The sequence below is a fragment of the Nitrosospira sp. TNL200 genome, assembly GCF_055386305.1.
This window is the reverse complement of record NZ_AP041003.1, coordinates 1,122,304-1,139,535: the sequence shown is the minus strand read 5'-3', so window position 1 is coordinate 1,139,535 and position 17,232 is coordinate 1,122,304. Positions and strand designations below refer to the sequence as shown.

Annotated in this window: 19 protein-coding genes; 13 read left to right on the top strand and 6 right to left on the bottom strand. The window is 53.8% G+C overall.

Annotated elements, in window-relative coordinates; translation table 11 throughout:
* The first annotated feature begins 341 nt into the window (after positions 1-341).
* The 13 genes from rplU to ACZ5CE_RS05005 all read left to right on the top strand — a co-directional run bounded on the left by rplU (position 342) and on the right by ACZ5CE_RS05005 (position 11,433).
* Positions 342-653, top strand: a complete 312-nt coding sequence (gene rplU / locus ACZ5CE_RS05065; protein ID WP_464576725.1) for a 50S ribosomal protein L21 — start codon at positions 342-344, stop codon at positions 651-653.
* Between the two features lie 12 nt (positions 654-665).
* Positions 666-926, top strand: coding sequence for a 50S ribosomal protein L27 (gene rpmA / locus ACZ5CE_RS05060; RefSeq protein WP_464576724.1), 261 nt, complete (start codon positions 666-668; stop codon positions 924-926).
* 105 nt (positions 927-1,031) lie between these two features.
* On the top strand, positions 1,032-2,099 hold the full coding sequence (gene cgtA / locus ACZ5CE_RS05055; protein ID WP_464576723.1) for an Obg family GTPase CgtA: 1,068 nt from the start codon (positions 1,032-1,034) through the stop codon (positions 2,097-2,099).
* A 205-nt stretch (positions 2,100-2,304) separates the two neighbouring features.
* The gene (locus ACZ5CE_RS05050) at positions 2,305-2,526 is read left to right on the top strand and encodes a hypothetical protein (RefSeq protein ID WP_464576722.1); all 222 of its coding nucleotides are present in this window, start codon (positions 2,305-2,307) and stop codon (positions 2,524-2,526) included.
* A gap of 8 nt (positions 2,527-2,534) precedes the next feature.
* Entirely contained in the window at positions 2,535-3,047 is a 513-nt protein-coding gene (locus ACZ5CE_RS05045) for a hypothetical protein (protein ID WP_464576721.1), read from the top strand.
* Positions 3,048-3,058: 11 nt separating this feature from the next.
* Positions 3,059-3,904 (top strand): hypothetical protein, encoded by an 846-nt coding sequence (locus ACZ5CE_RS05040; RefSeq protein WP_464576720.1) that lies wholly within the window; start codon positions 3,059-3,061, stop codon positions 3,902-3,904.
* Positions 3,901-4,299, top strand: a complete 399-nt coding sequence (locus ACZ5CE_RS05035; protein WP_464576719.1) for a DCC1-like thiol-disulfide oxidoreductase family protein — start codon at positions 3,901-3,903, stop codon at positions 4,297-4,299. The genes ACZ5CE_RS05040 and ACZ5CE_RS05035 overlap by 4 nt, the downstream gene beginning before the upstream one ends.
* Before the next feature lie 273 nt (positions 4,300-4,572).
* A complete protein-coding gene (gene proB / locus ACZ5CE_RS05030) occupies positions 4,573-5,694 on the top strand; it encodes a glutamate 5-kinase (RefSeq protein ID WP_464577436.1) in 1,122 nt (373 codons plus the stop codon).
* 68 nt (positions 5,695-5,762) lie between these two features.
* Positions 5,763-6,095 carry a protein tyrosine phosphatase family protein gene (locus tag ACZ5CE_RS05025; protein ID WP_464576718.1) on the top strand — a complete coding sequence of 111 codons (333 nt, stop codon included), beginning with the start codon at positions 5,763-5,765 and terminating at the stop codon, positions 6,093-6,095.
* A 58-nt stretch (positions 6,096-6,153) separates the two neighbouring features.
* Positions 6,154-8,646 carry an ATP-binding protein gene (locus ACZ5CE_RS05020; RefSeq protein ID WP_464576717.1) on the top strand — a complete coding sequence of 831 codons (2,493 nt, stop codon included), beginning with the start codon at positions 6,154-6,156 and terminating at the stop codon, positions 8,644-8,646.
* Positions 8,647-8,689: 43 nt separating this feature from the next.
* Positions 8,690-9,462 (top strand): IS5 family transposase gene (locus ACZ5CE_RS05015; protein ID WP_464577434.1). Its coding sequence is split into 2 segments (ribosomal slippage): positions 8,690-9,005 and positions 9,005-9,462, totalling 774 coding nucleotides; the frame shifts between segments, so codons are not numbered across the junction.
* 148 nt (positions 9,463-9,610) lie between these two features.
* Positions 9,611-10,054 carry a DUF4406 domain-containing protein gene (locus ACZ5CE_RS05010; protein ID WP_464576716.1) on the top strand — a complete coding sequence of 148 codons (444 nt, stop codon included), beginning with the start codon at positions 9,611-9,613 and terminating at the stop codon, positions 10,052-10,054.
* The gene (locus ACZ5CE_RS05005; RefSeq protein ID WP_464576715.1) at positions 10,030-11,433 is read left to right on the top strand and encodes a hypothetical protein; all 1,404 of its coding nucleotides are present in this window, start codon (positions 10,030-10,032) and stop codon (positions 11,431-11,433) included. Before ACZ5CE_RS05010 ends, ACZ5CE_RS05005 begins: the two co-directional genes overlap by 25 nt.
* A 281-nt stretch (positions 11,434-11,714) precedes the next feature.
* Here the strand turns inward: ACZ5CE_RS05005 and ACZ5CE_RS05000 are convergent, their stop codons facing one another.
* From ACZ5CE_RS05000 to ACZ5CE_RS04975, 6 genes are all read right to left on the bottom strand, one after another.
* The gene (locus ACZ5CE_RS05000; protein WP_464576714.1) at positions 11,715-12,278 is read right to left on the bottom strand and encodes a CNP1-like family protein; all 564 of its coding nucleotides are present in this window, start codon (positions 12,276-12,278) and stop codon (positions 11,715-11,717) included.
* Between the two features lie 33 nt (positions 12,279-12,311).
* Positions 12,312-12,890 carry a DUF3501 family protein gene (locus tag ACZ5CE_RS04995; RefSeq protein ID WP_464576713.1) on the bottom strand — a complete coding sequence of 193 codons (579 nt, stop codon included), beginning with the start codon at positions 12,888-12,890 and terminating at the stop codon, positions 12,312-12,314.
* 64 nt (positions 12,891-12,954) lie between these two features.
* Positions 12,955-14,283: a heterodisulfide reductase-related iron-sulfur binding cluster gene (locus tag ACZ5CE_RS04990; RefSeq protein WP_464576712.1), complete on the bottom strand. Its 1,329-nt coding sequence runs from the start codon at positions 14,281-14,283 to the stop codon at positions 12,955-12,957.
* Positions 14,284-14,397: 114 nt separating this feature from the next.
* On the bottom strand, positions 14,398-14,817 hold the full coding sequence (locus tag ACZ5CE_RS04985; protein WP_464576711.1) for a rubrerythrin family protein: 420 nt from the start codon (positions 14,815-14,817) through the stop codon (positions 14,398-14,400).
* 416 nt (positions 14,818-15,233) lie between these two features.
* Positions 15,234-16,184: a D-2-hydroxyacid dehydrogenase gene (locus ACZ5CE_RS04980; RefSeq protein ID WP_464576710.1), complete on the bottom strand. Its 951-nt coding sequence runs from the start codon at positions 16,182-16,184 to the stop codon at positions 15,234-15,236.
* A 76-nt stretch (positions 16,185-16,260) separates the two neighbouring features.
* Positions 16,261-17,163: a DMT family transporter gene (locus ACZ5CE_RS04975; RefSeq protein ID WP_464576709.1), complete on the bottom strand. Its 903-nt coding sequence runs from the start codon at positions 17,161-17,163 to the stop codon at positions 16,261-16,263.
* Positions 17,164-17,232: the final 69 nt, after the last annotated feature.

The window sequence follows — 17,232 nt, the reverse complement described above, 5'->3', positions numbered from 1 at the left end:
GACGCTCCGGGGCGCTCCTTCGCCAGGGGCCTGACAAGGCAGACCACCCGCAAACCCCCGTCCCATAAGGGTTGCGGTAAAATCGGGCTCTCATGGCGTTGCGCTCCTTGGCATCGTAGTCCCGGCTACGACCTGCGTCGCGCGTCTGTCTTATGATCATCCCGATTTTACCAGCAACGCGCTCAGCGAGGATTTGTTCAGCGCTTCCCTAGCTTCCAGCCATAAAACGTATTTGCCACAAGCTTTTGACCTTACAGGTGCGGGTATGTATAATTCGCGCTTACATTTTTTGGGGCGCTCCCTGGCGACAGTGGCGGCGAGCGCAACAATCGGAGCTCACCATGTATGCAATCATAAAAACCGGCGGAAAACAGTACCGCGTCCAGGCCGGGCTGAAACTTAAAATCGAACAGATACCGGCTGATGTCGGCAGCGAACTCGTGATCGATCAGGTGCTGATGATCGCGGATGGCGAAAATATCTCGATGGGCAAGCCTCTGCTAAGCGGTGCCTCCGTCGTGGCAAAAGTGCTGGAACAGGGCAGGCATGACAAGGTGCGCATCTTCAAAATGCGGCGGCGCAAGCATTACCAGAAGCATCAGGGGCATCGGCAGAATTATACCGAAATAGAGATTACCGGCATTTCGGCATAGGAGCATTTAAACATGGCACATAAAAAGGCGGGCGGCAGCTCCCGGAACGGCCGCGATTCAAATTCCAAGCGGCTGGGCGTGAAGCGCTTTGGCGGGGAGCTGATCCTTGCGGGTAGCATCATCATTCGTCAACGCGGCACGCAGGTTCATCCTGGCGATAATGTCGGCATAGGCAAGGATCACACCCTTTTTGCAAAAATTGCGGGCAAGGTCATCTTCAGCACGAAAGGCGCGCTCCAGCGCAAGATGGTCAGCATCATGCCGGTCTCCTGAATCAGGATCAGACCACATTAATTTTTCTCCGTAATTGCAAAACGAAGCCCTGTCCATCATGACAGGGCTTTTTTGTTTGGGGAGGCGGCAACCCGGCCGGAAAACATGAAATACATAGATGAAGCAATGATCCAGGTGATGGCTGGAAAAGGCGGAGATGGAGCCGCCAGCTTTCGCCGCGAGAAATACATTCCCAGGGGCGGACCCTCCGGAGGAGACGGCGGCCGCGGCGGCAGTATTTTCGCCATTGCCGACCGCAACATCAATACGCTGGTGGATTATCGTTTCGCCCGCGTGCACCGCGCCCGAAATGGAGAAAATGGCAGGGGCGCCGACTGTTATGGCAAGGGGGCGGAAGACATCGTGTTGCGCATGCCTGTGGGCACCGTCATCACCCATGCTGCCACCGGGGAGGCAGTGGCCGATCTTTCGCGGGATGGGCAAAAGGTGCTTCTGGCAAAGGGCGGCGCCGGCGGCCTCGGCAATCTCCATTTCAAATCCAGTACCAACAGGGCTCCCCGCCAATTCACCCCTGGCGAGGCGGGAGAAGAATTCGAACTCAAGCTGGAACTCAAGGTACTGGCCGACGTGGGTCTTCTCGGCATGCCCAACGCGGGAAAATCCACCCTGATCCGCGCGGTCTCCGCAGCCCGTCCGAAAGTTGCCGATTATCCTTTCACCACCATGCATCCCAACCTCGGCGTGGTTCGCGTGGACCACAATCGCAGTTTCGTGATGGCAGATATCCCGGGCCTGATAGAAGGCGCCGCGGAGGGCGCAGGACTCGGCCACCGCTTCCTCAAGCATCTGGCACGGACAAGGCTTCTGCTCCATGTAGTGGATATCGCGCCGCTGGACGATAATATCGATCCGGTACGCGAAGCCCATGCCATCGTGGAAGAACTCAGGAAATTCGACGAAGCGCTTTATCGCAAACCCCGCTGGCTGGTGCTCAACAAAGCGGATATGTTGCCGGAAAACGACCGGGACAGGCTGTGCCGGGAATTCATTCGCAACCTGGGCTGGAATGAAAAAAGTTTCATCGTTTCAGCACTCACGGGCGAAGGCTGCAAGGAACTCACATACGCGATCATGGAATACCTCGAGCATGCGGAGCCGGCCCGGAAGCAGGAACCGGAAGAAGCGGAATCTGGTGAAGCAGGCGTTCCCTGAGCAATGAAAACGGCGAAGGGCAGCGAAATCGATCCCCCGCCGCCGCTGACCCGATCCTGAATAACGAGCGCTTCCGTTTCTGCTATAAATGAATTGCAGCGCTCCCGCACGCTGATCCGTAGTGGCGGATAGCGGCAGCCTGAACCGGCTGAAGCCGCCCGCGGCACGCTGATAGCTTGAATCTTACTTTTTTATGGGGACATTGATGAGCACGCTCAACGACAAGGAACTTAGCGGACTGGATGCCGTGATCGCCGCAAGAAAAATGACGCCCGGTCTTTCGGACAAATACGAGAACATCGTCATTCCGATAAACAATAACGCCAGCATTGCCCATACCGGCGACAATACCGGATTGAAAGGGGGAGAAGGATTATCGGTGGACAGCCTGATGAGGCTGCGCCAGAACTCCTTCGAACAGCGATAAAGCACGGCATGTCGCTGCTTTCCCTGCTGCTGTGGCCACTGGTGGCGTTATGGCTGGCGATCACGTTACTGGCCCAACATCGCCGGTTCCAGCCCCTGATCAATCCGCTCGACGGCTTTCACGTCATTCCGCGCTGGACCTTTTTCGCCCCCAATCCCGGGGTGAGGGATTATCATCTGGTGGTACGGGACCGGCGCAGGGACGGCAGCACGACAGACTGGAAGAGTGTACCCGTCTATGCTCCGCGTCCCGGCTGCGCGTGGCTATGGCACCCCGGAAAACGGTCGTCGAAGATCATGAACGACGCGATACAGTCCATAAAATTCCTCCAGAAGCAGGGCGAAGTAGGCGCTACGGGACTGCCTTTCACCATGCCCTACCTCCTTCTGCTCCGGTATGCATCCCATGCGGTGCCCCCCGATCCGGACGGCACCGAATTCCAGATCGCGATCATCGAATCGACCGGGCATGACAATCGGAAGCTGGAGTGCTCCTTCCTGTCGGATTTCCACAGCAGGTAAGATGAGCCTCAATGGATAGGGTGGATATCGCGCCGGATATCGTCCAATGCCTGATCATTACAAAGATCCTGCTGGCGGCGTGGTCGCTGCTGTCAGCGGCTGAATGGCTTTTCAATCTGCATCTCTTCCGCTCCGACGGCCTGCTCTCGTGGAAAATCCTGGGGCTGCGCCCAAGCCTGATCGGCGCGCCCCCCTTCCGGTCGCACTTTTACTCGGAATCCTTCATCGTATCGGTTCTGCTGTCGCGCATCCTTGGCGGCCTCATACTGCTGCTTCCCTATCCGAATCATGTAGGGCCCGGTGATCTGGCGGCCAGCCTGGCGATTCTTCTTTCCTGCCTCTACATGTCCTGGCGCAGCCGCTTTGGCGGCGATGGATCGGACCAGATGGGCATGGTCGTCGCCTTCGGCGCGGCGATCATGTCGGCTGGTGTTGCCATGGATGACGCAAGCCTGGCATGGTGCGGAATCTTTGCCCTCGCCGGACAGGCAACGCTCGCCTATTTTGCCGCTGGTGCCGCGAAGCTCGCCTCCCCGGTCTGGCGGGAAGGCGGCGCCCTGCTGGGCGTGATGCAGACGCAATCGTATGGCGATTCGTTCGCCGCCCGGTTTGCCCGGGACCGGCCGGGTTTTTGTACCTTCGTATGCTGGCTCACCATCGTCACGGAAACGCTGTTTCCCCTGGTGTTCATCCTTCCCCCGGGCCTGCTCATGGCGAGCCTCGCCTGCTTCGCGGCATTCCATTTTTCCAATGCCTGGTTCATGGGCCTGAATGCCTTCGTCTGGCCATTTCTTGCCACGTATCCATCCGTCATCCTGGCGAGCTCCGCGATCCGGGATTGGGCTGGCCTGGCATGAAATCCAGCGGTCCGGATAGCAGTTTTGGCCGGTTATCCATCATTTACGATGGCGAATGCCCGTTCTGCACGAATTTCGTGAAGCTCTACGCCATCCGCAAAAAAGTGGCGGAGGTGGAACTGATCGACGCCCGCGTGCAACCCGGGCTCGTCCAGGAATTGCGTTCCCGTGGAATGGATGTCAACGACGGCATGGTCGTAATATGGCGAGGACATTACCATTTCGGAGCGGCAGGCATGCACCTCCTGTCCGTACTGGGAACCGAACCCGGCATTTTCGGGGCATTCAACCGGCTGCTGTTTCGCAACAGGCATGTGGCACGCATGATCTATCCAGCTCTCGCAACCGGCCGCCGGATCACACTGTCCTTGCTGCGGCGCAAACTGATCCAATGACAGGCCGGGCAGACTGGTCGGGCGTCCGCATTCCGGGAGGCATGGCGATAATCCGCTTTCCCGCTTTCTTTATAATGCGCTCGCAAGCGCTTATACTATTGCGCCGCTTGCCTGCGATTATGTAGGTCGGATTAGCGAAGCGTAATCCAGCAACAAGAAGGATGCCGCGCATCGTCCGGGCCAGCGTGCAGATTTTATAGGTCGGATTAGCGAAGCGTAATCCGGCAACAAGAAGGATTTTTCGGCGAAGGCCCGCACATTACGCTCACCGTGATCCAATCCGTCGTAAAGCAATCCCGGCGCATCGTCGTCAAAGTTGGCAGCAGCCTCGTCACCAATCAGGGACAGGGGCTCGATCACGACGCGCTTACCCGCTGGGCGGGACAGATCGCCGAACTCAAGAAGATGGGCAAGGAGATCGTGCTGGTATCATCGGGAGCAATAGCCGAGGGCATACAACGCCTCGGGTGGAAAAAACGCCCGCATGCGGTGCATGAGCTGCAGGCAGCAGCCGCGGTCGGCCAGATGGGCCTGGTGCAGGCGTACGAATCCTGCTTTCGCCAGCACGGCCTGCACGCCGCGCAGATCCTGCTCACCCATGAGGATCTATCCGACCGCAAGCGCTACCTCAACGCGCGCTCCACCTTGATCACCCTGCTGGGCATGAACGTCATTCCGGTCATCAATGAAAATGATACCGTTGCCACGGATGAAATCCGCTTCGGCGATAACGATACGCTGGCCGCGCTGGTAACAAACCTGATCGAAGGCAGCGTGCTGGTGATTCTCACCGATCAGGGCGGCCTGTTCACCGCGGACCCGCGCAAAGATCCCCACGCCCGCCTGGTGGAAGAAGCACGGGCGGGAGATCCCGCGCTGGAAGCCATGGCTGGCGGCGCTGGCAGCGATATCGGCCGTGGCGGCATGCTCACCAAGGTCATGGCGGCCAGGCGTGCGGCGCGAAGTGGCGCACATACCGTCATTGCCTCCGGCCATGAACCGGATGTCCTGGTAATGCTTGCCCGAGGCAAAGCCATAGGCACCCAACTTCTGGCGGAAACCATGACGCTGGCGGCCCGCAAGCAATGGCTGGCCGATCACCTGCAAATGCGCGGAAATCTCACCCTGGATGAAGGCGCGGTAAAAGCCCTTACCATCGGTGGCAGCAGCCTTCTATCCATAGGCGTCACCCGCATCGATGGCAATTTCGAACGTGGCGAGGTGGTAGGCTGCCTTGACCCGGCAGGAAAGGAAATTGCTCGCGGACTCGTCAATTACAGCGCCGCGGAAACTCGAAGAATCCTGCGCCGCGCCAGCAGCGACATCGAAACCATACTGGGCTATGTGGGCGAACCCGAGCTGATCCACCGGGATAACCTGGTCTTGTTCCAATGAAAAAACCAATGAACCGGCGTATATTATCCGGCCGGCAATGAACTTCCACTCCATTTACAGGGAAAGACATGAAACCATTGACTCGCATCGACGACAATTTCTCCACCACTCCCCAGATCGATATCGAAGACCTGAAAGACATCAAAGCCGCGGGATTTAAAAGCGTGATCTGCAACCGCCCCGATAGCGAGGATGGCGGTTCGCACCCCGACCACAACCTGATGGAAACGGAGGCTAGAAAACTGGGTATCGAATTCGCCTACCTTCCAGTGGTTCCCGGCCAGATAAATGACGGGAACGTAGCCGAATTCAAAACCATAATGGACAAGCTGCCGCGCCCGACCCTGGGCTATTGCCGCATGGGAATGCGCGCGAAGACGCTGTACGAACGCTCGAAATAAATAGCTACTTCCCAAATCCGTACTCCCAACTTTTTAGAACAGTATTGAGGACAAGTAATTGGACCCATTAGCTCTATATCTGACAGAAGAACATCCACTCGAACAGCGCGATATTGAAGAGGTTGAGAAGTATTTGGAAGAAGTCGTGCAGCTATATATCCACGAGTTTAAAGCAGACAAGTTTGCGTGGCCATATCAAATAGAGTATGAGAAGGAATCGGTGTGGCCTTTAGATAATAGGCCTATGTCCGTTAGTACAACAGCGATGATACTCAGTGCAATGCTAAGGCTGATGGGCAGATTTCCGAAGAAACCCAATATCTTTCCGAAGGATAAAAGTATCCGCCCCGACCTACGGGATAAACTGATCAAAAATATTCAGGAAGCCTCAAATTTACTTTTACGTGAAGTGTTATCAAAGGATCACGAATCAGAAACAAAGGAAGTAAAAGAAGAAAATACTGCCTCGAAAGACGAGCATCCCGGTTTAAATCTTGAATCAAACACGTTTGGAAACAATGATATATTCTCTTTGTGGTGGCTGGCTGATGTTAGCACTGCCAAGTGGGACGATCGCCGCTGGGCCCAAGTAACGCACTCTGCGTTAAAGACGGCCAAAGCGAAACTAGACGAGTTCGCTAAATTCTCCTCACCGAAAGCACTATTTTGTCCTCCCAAGAACTCTGATCCATCGATTCACGCTTTTCCAGCTCTGCGTCTAATTCAGATCATTCATAAACTTGACCCTGATTGTGATCTTTCTAAAAATTATGAATATTTCGAGATGTCACTTCACCGTCAATTATCGTTTAGTTCGATTCCTGATAGTAGGTTTGACCCCGCCGAATTGATGTTTTGCCTGGAGGGAATGCTGCTGTGCCAGAGGAATATCGTTGATCGCACGTTGTTCGACCGTGTACTCAAGGTATTAACATCACTGCAAGCTGAAAATCCTTATTGGCGGCCAGTAATGCCTTATATGACAACACCCCAGGGGTTGGTTTTGTTCCCGGTGAGTGTAGAAATAGCCAATTCCCTCCTTCGTGCCTGCAAAATTTTTGACGGTGACGAAATATATGACACATATAGCTCGAAGTGCATCGTTCTTTTTAGGCGATATTGGCAATGGCTTCGCGCACGGACGGTAAAATTCAAAGATAATAAATCTAACGAAGAATATGTTGGCTGGCATTCGGAACACGTTAACTCCTCCAACGTAATTCATCTCTGGGAAACCAGCCAGGTTATCGAATTTCTTCTTGCCTATCGCAATGCGCTTCATTTGCATGTCGCACGCAGAATGCTCATAGCATCGAGATTTACACATAAAAAACCTAAGTCCAACGAAAAAGACTGGCAAAAAAAAGTAAATAAATACGAGGTTGTGACGAGCTTAGGAGAGAAACTTAAAGTTTATGAGCGTATTGAGCAGGAATTTATAACTTCCCACCTTCACAAAAAACCAGAAAGTTTTTCCATGCTGCTTTATGGCCCGCCAGGTACCGGCAAGACAACGGTAGCAGAAAGCATCGCTGAGGTTCTTGGCTATCGATTGATCACGATCACAGTTAGCGATTTCCTTGCGGAAGGAGGGGCACAAGTGGAGGCCAGGGCCAAAAATATTTTTGAGGCTCTTAAGGCTCAACCATCGTGCGTAATACTTTTTGATGAGATCGATCATTTTTTGCTGGACCGCAACTCGGAGCGGTACGGCAAGCAAGATACCCTCTTTCAGTTCATGACTCCGGGAATGCTTACAAAATTGAATGAGCTGCGTCGTACGAAGCAAGCATTATTCATCGTTGCCACTAATTATGCGGATCGTATCGATGCGGCGATTAAGCGGCCAGGAAGGATAGATAAACAATACCTTCTTCTTCCGCCTGACGCAAATAAAAGGAAATCTATATTGGCAGAACTATTAATAAAGAAAATTCAAAAGTTGATAAAAGAAAATGTCGGAGATAAAAACAATACAGCCTCAAAAGAAATTGAGGCAACGATTGAAGGCAAGATAAAGGGGATTAATAACCGCGAGTGGGAAAAACTGCAAAAATCATCCCTATTCCTTGGATATAAAGACCTGGAAGCAGTCGTTGACGGGATCCCGGATGATGTTTGGAATACCTGGAGAAAAAAAAATTACCCGGCATCAACTGTAGACCTCAATTGGGATGATTGGGAACCGGAGAAATTCCCTGAGCAATTGGAGAAAGACCTCACATATCAAGCGCGAACGACTTCCTTGGAGGCGTATAAAAACCGCTTCGTCAATAGCGATGATAAGTCTCTTAATATTAGAGAAACGCCAATGGAAGAGTTTCTATGTTTAATCGGTTTATTTCAGGAAGTCGAGGAAGAAGCTGAAGAGCTGAAAAAAATACCGGCAGTCGAAGATGTAGTAAAAAAAATCCTAAAACTAAAACCCAATCCCACTATCGATTCCGAGATAGAAGAAGAAAATATAAAATTAATTAAAGAATGCGCACCGAATTTGGATGATAAAGTTATAAAAAAAATTGCTAAAGCCCTTACAGCTAGGGCGTGTTAACATTAATAGCCATATTGCATATATTCAGGTATACTTTATGGGTATGGAGATCACTCAAGCCCAGTACGAGCAAATCGTACACTGTCTACCGATGCAGCGTGGCAATGTCAGTCTGAGCAATCTGAGCGTATTGAACGCCATTTTGTACGTGACTGAGCATGGTTGCAAGTGGCGCGGTCTACCCAAACGCTTCGGTAATTGGCACACAATCTATACCCGCATGAATCGCTGGAGCAAAAGCGGTGTGCTGGATCGGGTATTTGAGCAGTTGCAGCAAGCGCAGATTGTTCGCATCAAGATCGAGGCGGTATCGCTGGACAGCACCCTGGTCAAGGTTCATCCAGATGGTACGGGGGCGTTAAAAAAAACGGCCCACAATCCATCGGCAAATCCAGAGGCGGATGGACCACCAAGATTCATATGGTTGCCGCGGATGCTCGAACGGCAATAACGTTTGCCCTGTCACCAGGACAGGCTCACGATGCCGCCGAGGGACGCAAACTACTCAGCGGCCTGGGCAAGCCCCGCTGGCCAGTTCATTTGTTGATGGATAGAGCCTACGAAGGGAACGAAACGCGACAACTGGCGCTGGAGCTTGGCTTCATCCCGGTAGTACCGCCCAAATCCAACCGGACTGAGGCTTGGGAATACGACAAAGCCATGTATCGGCGGCGCAACGAGATTGAGCGATTGTTCAGAAGACTGAAGGGGTTCCGGCGTATCTTCTCTCGCTTCGAGAAACTTGATGTGATGTTTATTGCCTTCATCCACTTCGCTTTGATCGTTGAAGCATTCCGTAGTGTTAACACGCCCTAAAGAGAAATAGCGCATCGTATCAATAATGGACCACGAAAGCCTTCTTCTAACATTAAAGTGTGCCATAGGCGCAGATAGAGCGATCTATCTAAGCGGCCCTATCACGACTGGTCGAAGGTTTGTCGATTGGTATCTGGAAACGGGCCATATGCTGAAAGATAATCCCGACGTTTATCAAGATGCCCTACAGGCAGGTGTCATTAGCCACAATGAGTCTGACATCTGGGCTACCGCTGAATTATTGCGCCAGTATTCACCCCTCCCCGTGATCGAACCGGCCAGCTTAAGAATTTCTTGTTGGGATCAACAAAACTACTACAAGTTTTGGAAATCCGTTATAGCACGGTATGTAGCTCGGGTGGTAGTGATAGACGACTGGCAGTTCAGTGTAGGTTGCGCCATAGAATTTCACTATGCAATGGAACGCGGAATTCCAGTAGAAACAGTTAACGGAAAACCGGTCAGTGCCGAACATGGCAGCGCTCGCATACTGGATGCGGCAATCGAACTTAAACAAAGAAGTGATGCGTTCGACAAATTACAGCGTATTGCGGATCGTCTTTTTGCATGTGCAACGAGGGAAAAGGTTTGACTCTCCAAAAGAAGACCCGCCATTTCCGTAAGGACGAGTCGCTTGATCGCTTAGCCGAATCGATCAATGTTGCACAGTTCGTCAGCTTCTCGCCCGGTGCTCCGGTTCGGCAGGAATATGCGCGAGTACACGGGTACTCGCCAAATCATGTCTTCGGAGACTTGCGCGAGGCCATCCAAAAATTATTGCAAAATAGTCCTGATTCATCAATAAATATCCGCAGTTTCGCTCCAGATGCTACTCAAGGGAATGAATTCGTATACCAGCAGACCAATATCGATAATATCGAAGCAACGGTGCTACGTATGGCGCGTTCGGACTTGCATGTCATTATCAATGAAACTGTTGACGTGCATGACGGGGGAGTTTCCGGAGTAATCCAAGGCGGCATTGTTGAATTCGCACCGGACGATACGCCACGTTGCGTGGAACGTGAAGGAATTGCTTCATTTCCACTTCCATGGGGTATTGCTATTTTACAAAGAATTTATGGGTTTCCGATTGAACTCGATTACGGTCCTGAATACCGGCTTGAATTCAGCATTCATCCCAAACCACGGGGATGGAAACATACTCATATTCTAGGCTGGGAACTGGAAAAGATTGGAAAAACTACCATTGAGCCAAACAAACACTGGCCGAATAAATTTAGCCGCCTGATTGGAGACAAAGCCTTCGGCCTGCTGCTGGGATCGGAAATAGGATTGCCTGTCCCCAGAACAATGGTAATCAGCAGGCGCTTGGCTCCTTTCAATTTTGGCGATAAAACAGGAAGTGCCGAGCGCTGGCTTCGAACCTGTCCAAAGGAACAAATTCCCGGAAAATTTACCACTCATCATGGATGGATAGATCCGTTTACCCTATTAGCGAAAGAAGATCCTACAGGTGACCAAATCTCGTCTGTTCTTGCACAATATGCAATTCCGTCCAAATATTCTGGTGCTCTTATTGTTGCTGCCGACGGTAGAGTAATCATCGAAGGAAAAGCGGGGGAAGGTGAAGCGTTCATGAAAGGTGTTGCCACTCCAGAACAGCTTCCTGAAAGTGTTACTCGTTCAATTAGGGAATTATATGATCGCGCATCTGCGCTTTTGGGACCAGTCCGCCTTGAATGGGTTTACGACGGTGAGCGCCCCTGGGTGGTGCAGCTGCACCAGGGTGCAACCCAGACCCAAGAGAGCGTATTGGTCCCAGGCGAGGCGTCGAAATGGCACTCCTTCAATGTTTCACGAGGGCTGGAAGAGTTGCGCAACGAACTGAGTCAATTAGGAGAAAATGATGGAATTGTGCTGGTTGGCCAAGTCGGTCTTACCAGCCATATCGCTGACATCGTTCGAAAAACCAATAAGCCGGCCCGGCTCAATAGTTCAGCCGTTTAGTCGTATCGTCGACTTATATCGCTTTAAAGTTTTCTTTGTGCCCTGGCGAACGGAACTCAAGCACGTGTGAACCGATAATGAGCCTGAATTGCGCAGTGATGCCTCTCGGATATCTCCTGCGCACCCGCTTTTAATCCGAATCCACGGAGCATGCCATGAACAATATCATCTATACGGTAGGCCTCATCGTGATCGTTCTTGTCATCCTGAAATTTGCCGGGGTCGTCTAAGTATTTGCAGGTCAGGTCAGGTCAGCGCAGCGTAAGCCGACACCGGGACCGTCAATAACGCACCGCGCGGGGATGAATGCCCGCCTTGAGGGCCTGGATGGCCTCATCCGCATCCTTGACCATGTCGATTCCCAGCGGGCAGAAAAAATAACGGTAAAGGGCGCGCTGGGCATAGTTCTGCGCGATATTCTCCAGGTCCATCCACTTCGATGTTCTTGCGCGCGCCCAGGTCTTGTCATTGCGGCCATAGGCGTAGGTTCTTTTTTCCGCCGTCTGGCAACGTATGCCCTCGTAGCTCACGTTCATCGCTCCCTGCGGCGATCTCGTCACCAGGGTATAGCGCACCACGCCGTCTTCCCCTACAACTATTGAAGGCGCATCCACGTAGTGCAAGTTAGCGCTGACGGGGCCGGCATCGAACTTGAGCAGGTTTTCCTCGGAAGGGTAAGGAGGAAGCTGGGACTGCAGCTCCACCCACGGCTTTTCATGATCGAATTCATATTCGAATTTCCTGTCCTGCGCCAACGCTGCGGCAGGTATTCCGATGGAAAAGGCAAGCAGCACGGCCCAGCCGTTTACCGCTCTACTTATATGATTCCTCGTACCGCTCCTCATACGCCTCCTCATACTCCTCATGGGGCCGGCTCCCTACTTTATATCCCCGGCGAGGGAATCCCGCACCGCCGCAGGGACAGGATCAATTCGCGCCTGATAAGCAGGATGATCGACGCCCATGCTCAAGGCCGCGCCTTGGTGCAGCGAACCCGTCATATTCGCATCGAGTTCGAAGCGCAAAAAATGCACTGACGATGTTTTCTCTTCCGTTTCGCGCTCCAGGTCCTCATCCGCGATGGCATATATGGGATCGAGTCCGTTCACTCGCACCCATACCTTGTCTTCTATGCCGATCAATTCGCCTAGCCTTGCGGCGCGTTCCTCCGGGTCCGGGTATTCGATCATCATGGTCGCTTTCCAGTTGCTGCCATCGGGAACCAGGGGAACATAGGCCTTCAGCTCCTCCTGTATTCCTTCCCCGTCGAATATCTTCTCCGCCCTCAGCATCTCCTGGATCTGATACCGTATGGTCAGCTCATCCTCGAAGATGAGAGTCACGTTTTCGCCCAGGTGGACCTTGCGATTTTTCTTGTGGGACATGACCCTGGCGCGAAATTCGTCCCTCGCTCTGGCATATGCCTCTAGAGTCATCAAGCTGTCACGTGTAATCATGTCATCGATTCCTCATCTTTTTTCGTCACCCGGATAATATCTGACGGCTCCCGCCTATGAAGCCTTACAGGCCATAGGCGACGCGCACGAGGGTCAGCGGATGCTGTTTCTGCGCCCTGGTTTCGCCCATTCCTTGCTCGATATGCCGTGCCGCTATGGCGCAGTCGGAGGTGATGTAATCCGGGGCCGATGCAGCCATCTGCTTGAATACCGGCTTGCCTATCTTCATGGAATCGGCGAAGTGCTCGCTTTTGACGCCCCAGGTGCCATCATGCCCGGAGCAGCGCTCCACTACGGTCACCTTGGTACCGGGAATCATTTGCAGCACCTCCTTCGTCTTCTGGCCGACGTTCTGCACGCGCTGATGACACGGAATATGATAGGAAACGCTGCCGAGCGACCGACTGAAATCCGTTTTCAGCAGGCCGTCGCGATGGCGCAGGTGCAGATACTCGAACGGATCGAACATCGCCTCCGCCACCGCCTTCACCTCCTCATCCTCGGGAAACATCAGGGGCAGTTCCTGCTTATACATGAGGGTGCACGATGGCACTGCGGTCAGGATGGCATAGCCTTCCCTGGCCAGTTTTACCAGTGGAGGAATATTGATCGTCTTGAGCGCTTCCACGCCTTCCAGATCGCCCAGTTCCAGTTTGGGCATGCCGCAACAGGCCTCTTTTTCCACCAGCCGCACCGGTATCTCGTTATGATCGAGCACTTTCAGCAGGTCATGCCCTATGCCCGGCTCATTGTAATTCACGTAGCAGGTGGAATAAATCGCGACCTTCCCCGGCGTTCTCGCTCCATCGCGAATTGCATGGGAGGAATTAACCTCCGCGTTGGAGCGAAACTTGTGGCTGGTGTACTCCGGCAGCTTGCGGTCGGCGTGAATGCCGAGAACATCGTCCATCAGCTTGCGGGCCGCCGGCGTTTTGTTCATGGCGTTCACTGTCTGCGTGATCACCGGAATGCTGGCAAGCTTCCCCATGAGATCGGTGCTGGAAAGCAGCTTGTCACGAAAGCGGACATCGCCTTTTTTGTACTTGACCGCCTTGGCGCGCAGCATCAGGTGGGGAAAATCCACATTCCATGGATGGGGAGGGACATAGGGACATTTCGTCATGAAGCACATGTCGCAAAGGTAGCAGCGGTCCACTACCTCCCACAGGCTCTGCTTTTCCACCCCATCCAGCTCGCCCGTCGGCCCCTCGTCTATCAGATCGAACAGGCGCGGGAAAGCGGTGCACAGGTTGACGCAGCGACGGCAGCCATGGCAGATATCGAAGACGCGCTCCAGCTCGTTGAATAGCTTGGGCTCGTCATAGAATTCCGGGTTCAGCCAGTCGAGCGGGTGGCGTTTCGGCGGCTCCAGGCTGCCTTCTCGGCTACTCATAGCAAAATGAAAAAAATGGGAAAGTCAGCAGGAATGAAGTCGAGGAACGAAAGAAATCGGCCGGATCGGCTTTGCGGCATCCGGCCCCTTCGTGTTTCCGGTATTTTCGCCGGATCACTCGGTCAGGTTATCCAGCGCCTTCTGGAAGCGATTGGCGTGCGAACGTTCGGCCTTGGCCAGCGTTTCGAACCAGTCGCCGATTTCATCGAAGCCTTCCTCGCGCGCGGACTTGGCCATGCCCGGATACATGTCGGTGTATTCGTGCGTTTCGCCAGCGATGGCGGCCTTGAGATTTTCACGGGATGAGCCGATGGGCAGGCCGGTGGCTGGATCACCGCTCGCTTCCAGATACTCGAGATGTCCATGGGCGTGGCCGGTTTCTCCTTCGGCAGTGGAGCGGAAGACCGCTGCAACGTCGTTCTGGCCTTCCACGTCCGCTTTCGCCGCGAAGTAGAGATAGCGGCGGTTGGCCTGGGATTCCCCGGCGAAAGCGGCCTTCAAATTTCCTTCAGTTTTCGATCCTTTCAGTTCCATCACTCTCTCCTTTGGTTTGAAAGTCTTTGGCTAATAGTAATAGCCTAATAGTAATTAGTAATAGTTATAGTGAATTGGCGAATTTCCGGACAAGGTCCTGCGTGACGTTATACACAGGGTCTTCCCTACGAAACCATTGTCGCCCTGCACCGGATTCAAAGGGACTTATCCAGCAACTCCCTCATTTTAAGATATTCGACGCAGTATACTCAATCCGACCCTTGATCCGGGAACTCATGCCTGGAATCAGCCACGACCGGAATTGAACCGTGGGAGACTAGCGAAGGGGGTCCGGCTTGTCAACTGCGTCAATCAAACTTCCGGATTCAGGAAAACCGGGACCGGTGGCGACGTCCCCCGAATCGAACCCCGTACCAACTCGGACGCCACCCCTTGCAATTCCACCCCGGCAGGCTTCACGTGACCAGGTTCTGCGGCTTGCCCATCTCCCAGGACTCGATATTATCGATCAACTGATCGGCGAGAACCTGCATCGCCTGATCCGAAGCCCAGGCAACATGCGGCGTGAGAATGAAATTCGGAAGGCGCAGGTTGAGTAAGGGATTGCCGTCCTCCGGCGGCTCGGCGCTGAGCACGTCGACACCCGCCCCCCCGATGATTCCTTCCTCCAGTGCGCGCGCCAGCCCGGCTTCGTCAACCAGCCCGCCTCGGGCAGTATTGATCAGCAGCGCGCCGCGCTTCATCCTGCGAAGCTCTGCCGCCCCTATCATGCCGCGGGTCGCCGGCGTCAGCGAACAGTGCAGCGACAGTACGTCCGACTCCGCCAGCACCTGATCGAAAGGGGTCAGCACCACGTCTTTTTTTCTGGACGAGGGATGATAAGCGAATAGCACGCGCATGCCGAAGGCGCTCGCGATGGCGGCCGTACCCCTGCCAATCGCGCCTTCGCCCACGATGCCCATGGTGGAACCGTGCAATTCGGAAATAGGATGGGCGAACAGGCAGAACTGCGGGGATTTCTGCCAGGCCCCCTGCTCGATTTCCTGCCGGTATCCGACCAGGTTCCGGCGCAGCGCGAGCACCAATGCAAAAACATGCTCCGGCACCGTGTGGGCCGCATAATTCCGGATATTCGCCACCGCAATGCCATGCCCGCGGCAAGCTGCGATATCGATGCCATCATATCCGGTAGCGGTGACGGCCACCATTCTCAGCATGGGCAGCCGCGCAAGCATCGTCTCGTCCAGTTTCACCTTGTTGATGATGGCGATGGTCGCTTTACGTAGGCGCGGCACGATTTGTTCGGGAGCCGTATGCGGATATTCCTCATAGGTGTGCTCGAAACGCGGCCGGCGAATATTGGCCTTGATCGAATCCCTTTCCAGAAACACGACATGGTGACTCATATTTTCCCTCCAGAACGAGAACAAACCTCCCGCAGCGCAAAATCTGAACCGCCCAGGCGATTCCAAGGTTTCCGGCCTACCGGTTCATTTTCGTCGAAAACAGGCTGGCGGATATGATCATCGCACCACCTATCCATTCTTTCATCGTCAAGGCCTCGTCAGTCAGAAAATAAGCGGCAACCGCCGCCACGACCAGTTCGAACAGCATGATCACGATGGCCTGGTTGGCTGGAACATGGTTGAGCCCGTATTGCACCATTACACTCAGCCCGAACACGATCAACCCCAGCCCCAGCAGAAGCAGGCCCGATTCCGTGGAAACACGGCCCGGCATGGCGGCCTCGCCAAAAAGCGAATAACCAAGCGCTACCAGCGTCACTCCCGCCCATACCGCCAGAGATTTCAGCTGGACACTGTGAAACTGATCCCTGCGGCTGAGGACGTTGGACAGGGCAAACATGATTCCGGCCGACAAACCCATCCAGTCGCCGTAGGACAGGGGTAGCAAAAAGCCGGTTTGCGGCTGCCACAGCATGACGATCGCCCCGGAAAGCGAAAGCGCGATCACGAGATAGCCATGCAGGCTCAGTTTCTCATCGAGCAGCAAGTGTGCGAATGCGATGGTCCACAGCGGTGCAAGGTAAAACAGCAACAGCACCCGCACCACTTCACCGTGAATCACGCCCAGCACATAGGCCAGATTGGTCCATCCGGCGAAGAGCCCGATCCCCAGCAACAGGTGCATCTTGCCACCAAAAATCAGCGGACCTTGCAAGCTGTTGCGGAATGCCGCCAGCCCCAGCAGCAACGCGATAAGGTAAGTTATCGCAGTCGCGATGGATCCGCTGATATCGGCCTGTTCCAGCAATCGATAGGGATACCACAACAGGCCCCAGATCGTGGCGCCACCCAGCAGGGCAGCTATCGGAAACGCATTGCCGGCCCGTTTATATTTTCTGGTTAACGGCACGTTCGCCATTTATAATTCCGCATCCTTTCCTATCAATGAAAAGCACGCGGGCATATTACGCTTTATCCCGCCGCGCCA

Bases quoted from the DNA above. Each gene is read 5' to 3' on its own strand.
- rplU (WP_464576725.1), top strand. From the start codon at position 342: ATGTATGCAATCATAAAAACCGGCGGAAAACAGTACCGCGTCCAGGCC.
- ACZ5CE_RS04975 (WP_464576709.1), bottom strand. From the start codon at position 17,163: ATGGCGAACGTGCCGTTAACCAGAAAATATAAACGGGCCGGCAATGCG.
- ACZ5CE_RS04990 (WP_464576712.1), bottom strand. From the start codon at position 14,283: ATGAGTAGCCGAGAAGGCAGCCTGGAGCCGCCGAAACGCCACCCGCTC.
- cgtA (WP_464576723.1), top strand. From the start codon at position 1,032: ATGAAATACATAGATGAAGCAATGATCCAGGTGATGGCTGGAAAAGGC.
- rpmA (WP_464576724.1), top strand. From the start codon at position 666: ATGGCACATAAAAAGGCGGGCGGCAGCTCCCGGAACGGCCGCGATTCA.
- ACZ5CE_RS05005 (WP_464576715.1), top strand. From the start codon at position 10,030: ATGTGCAACGAGGGAAAAGGTTTGACTCTCCAAAAGAAGACCCGCCAT.
- ACZ5CE_RS05050 (WP_464576722.1), top strand. From the start codon at position 2,305: ATGAGCACGCTCAACGACAAGGAACTTAGCGGACTGGATGCCGTGATC.
- ACZ5CE_RS05045 (WP_464576721.1), top strand. From the start codon at position 2,535: ATGTCGCTGCTTTCCCTGCTGCTGTGGCCACTGGTGGCGTTATGGCTG.
- ACZ5CE_RS04995 (WP_464576713.1), bottom strand. From the start codon at position 12,890: ATGATTACACGTGACAGCTTGATGACTCTAGAGGCATATGCCAGAGCG.
- ACZ5CE_RS05000 (WP_464576714.1), bottom strand. From the start codon at position 12,278: ATGAGGAGCGGTACGAGGAATCATATAAGTAGAGCGGTAAACGGCTGG.
- ACZ5CE_RS05040 (WP_464576720.1), top strand. From the start codon at position 3,059: ATGGATAGGGTGGATATCGCGCCGGATATCGTCCAATGCCTGATCATT.
- ACZ5CE_RS05025 (WP_464576718.1), top strand. From the start codon at position 5,763: ATGAAACCATTGACTCGCATCGACGACAATTTCTCCACCACTCCCCAG.
- ACZ5CE_RS05035 (WP_464576719.1), top strand. From the start codon at position 3,901: ATGAAATCCAGCGGTCCGGATAGCAGTTTTGGCCGGTTATCCATCATT.
- ACZ5CE_RS04980 (WP_464576710.1), bottom strand. From the start codon at position 16,184: ATGAGTCACCATGTCGTGTTTCTGGAAAGGGATTCGATCAAGGCCAAT.
- ACZ5CE_RS04985 (WP_464576711.1), bottom strand. From the start codon at position 14,817: ATGGAACTGAAAGGATCGAAAACTGAAGGAAATTTGAAGGCCGCTTTC.
- ACZ5CE_RS05010 (WP_464576716.1), top strand. From the start codon at position 9,611: ATGCTGAAAGATAATCCCGACGTTTATCAAGATGCCCTACAGGCAGGT.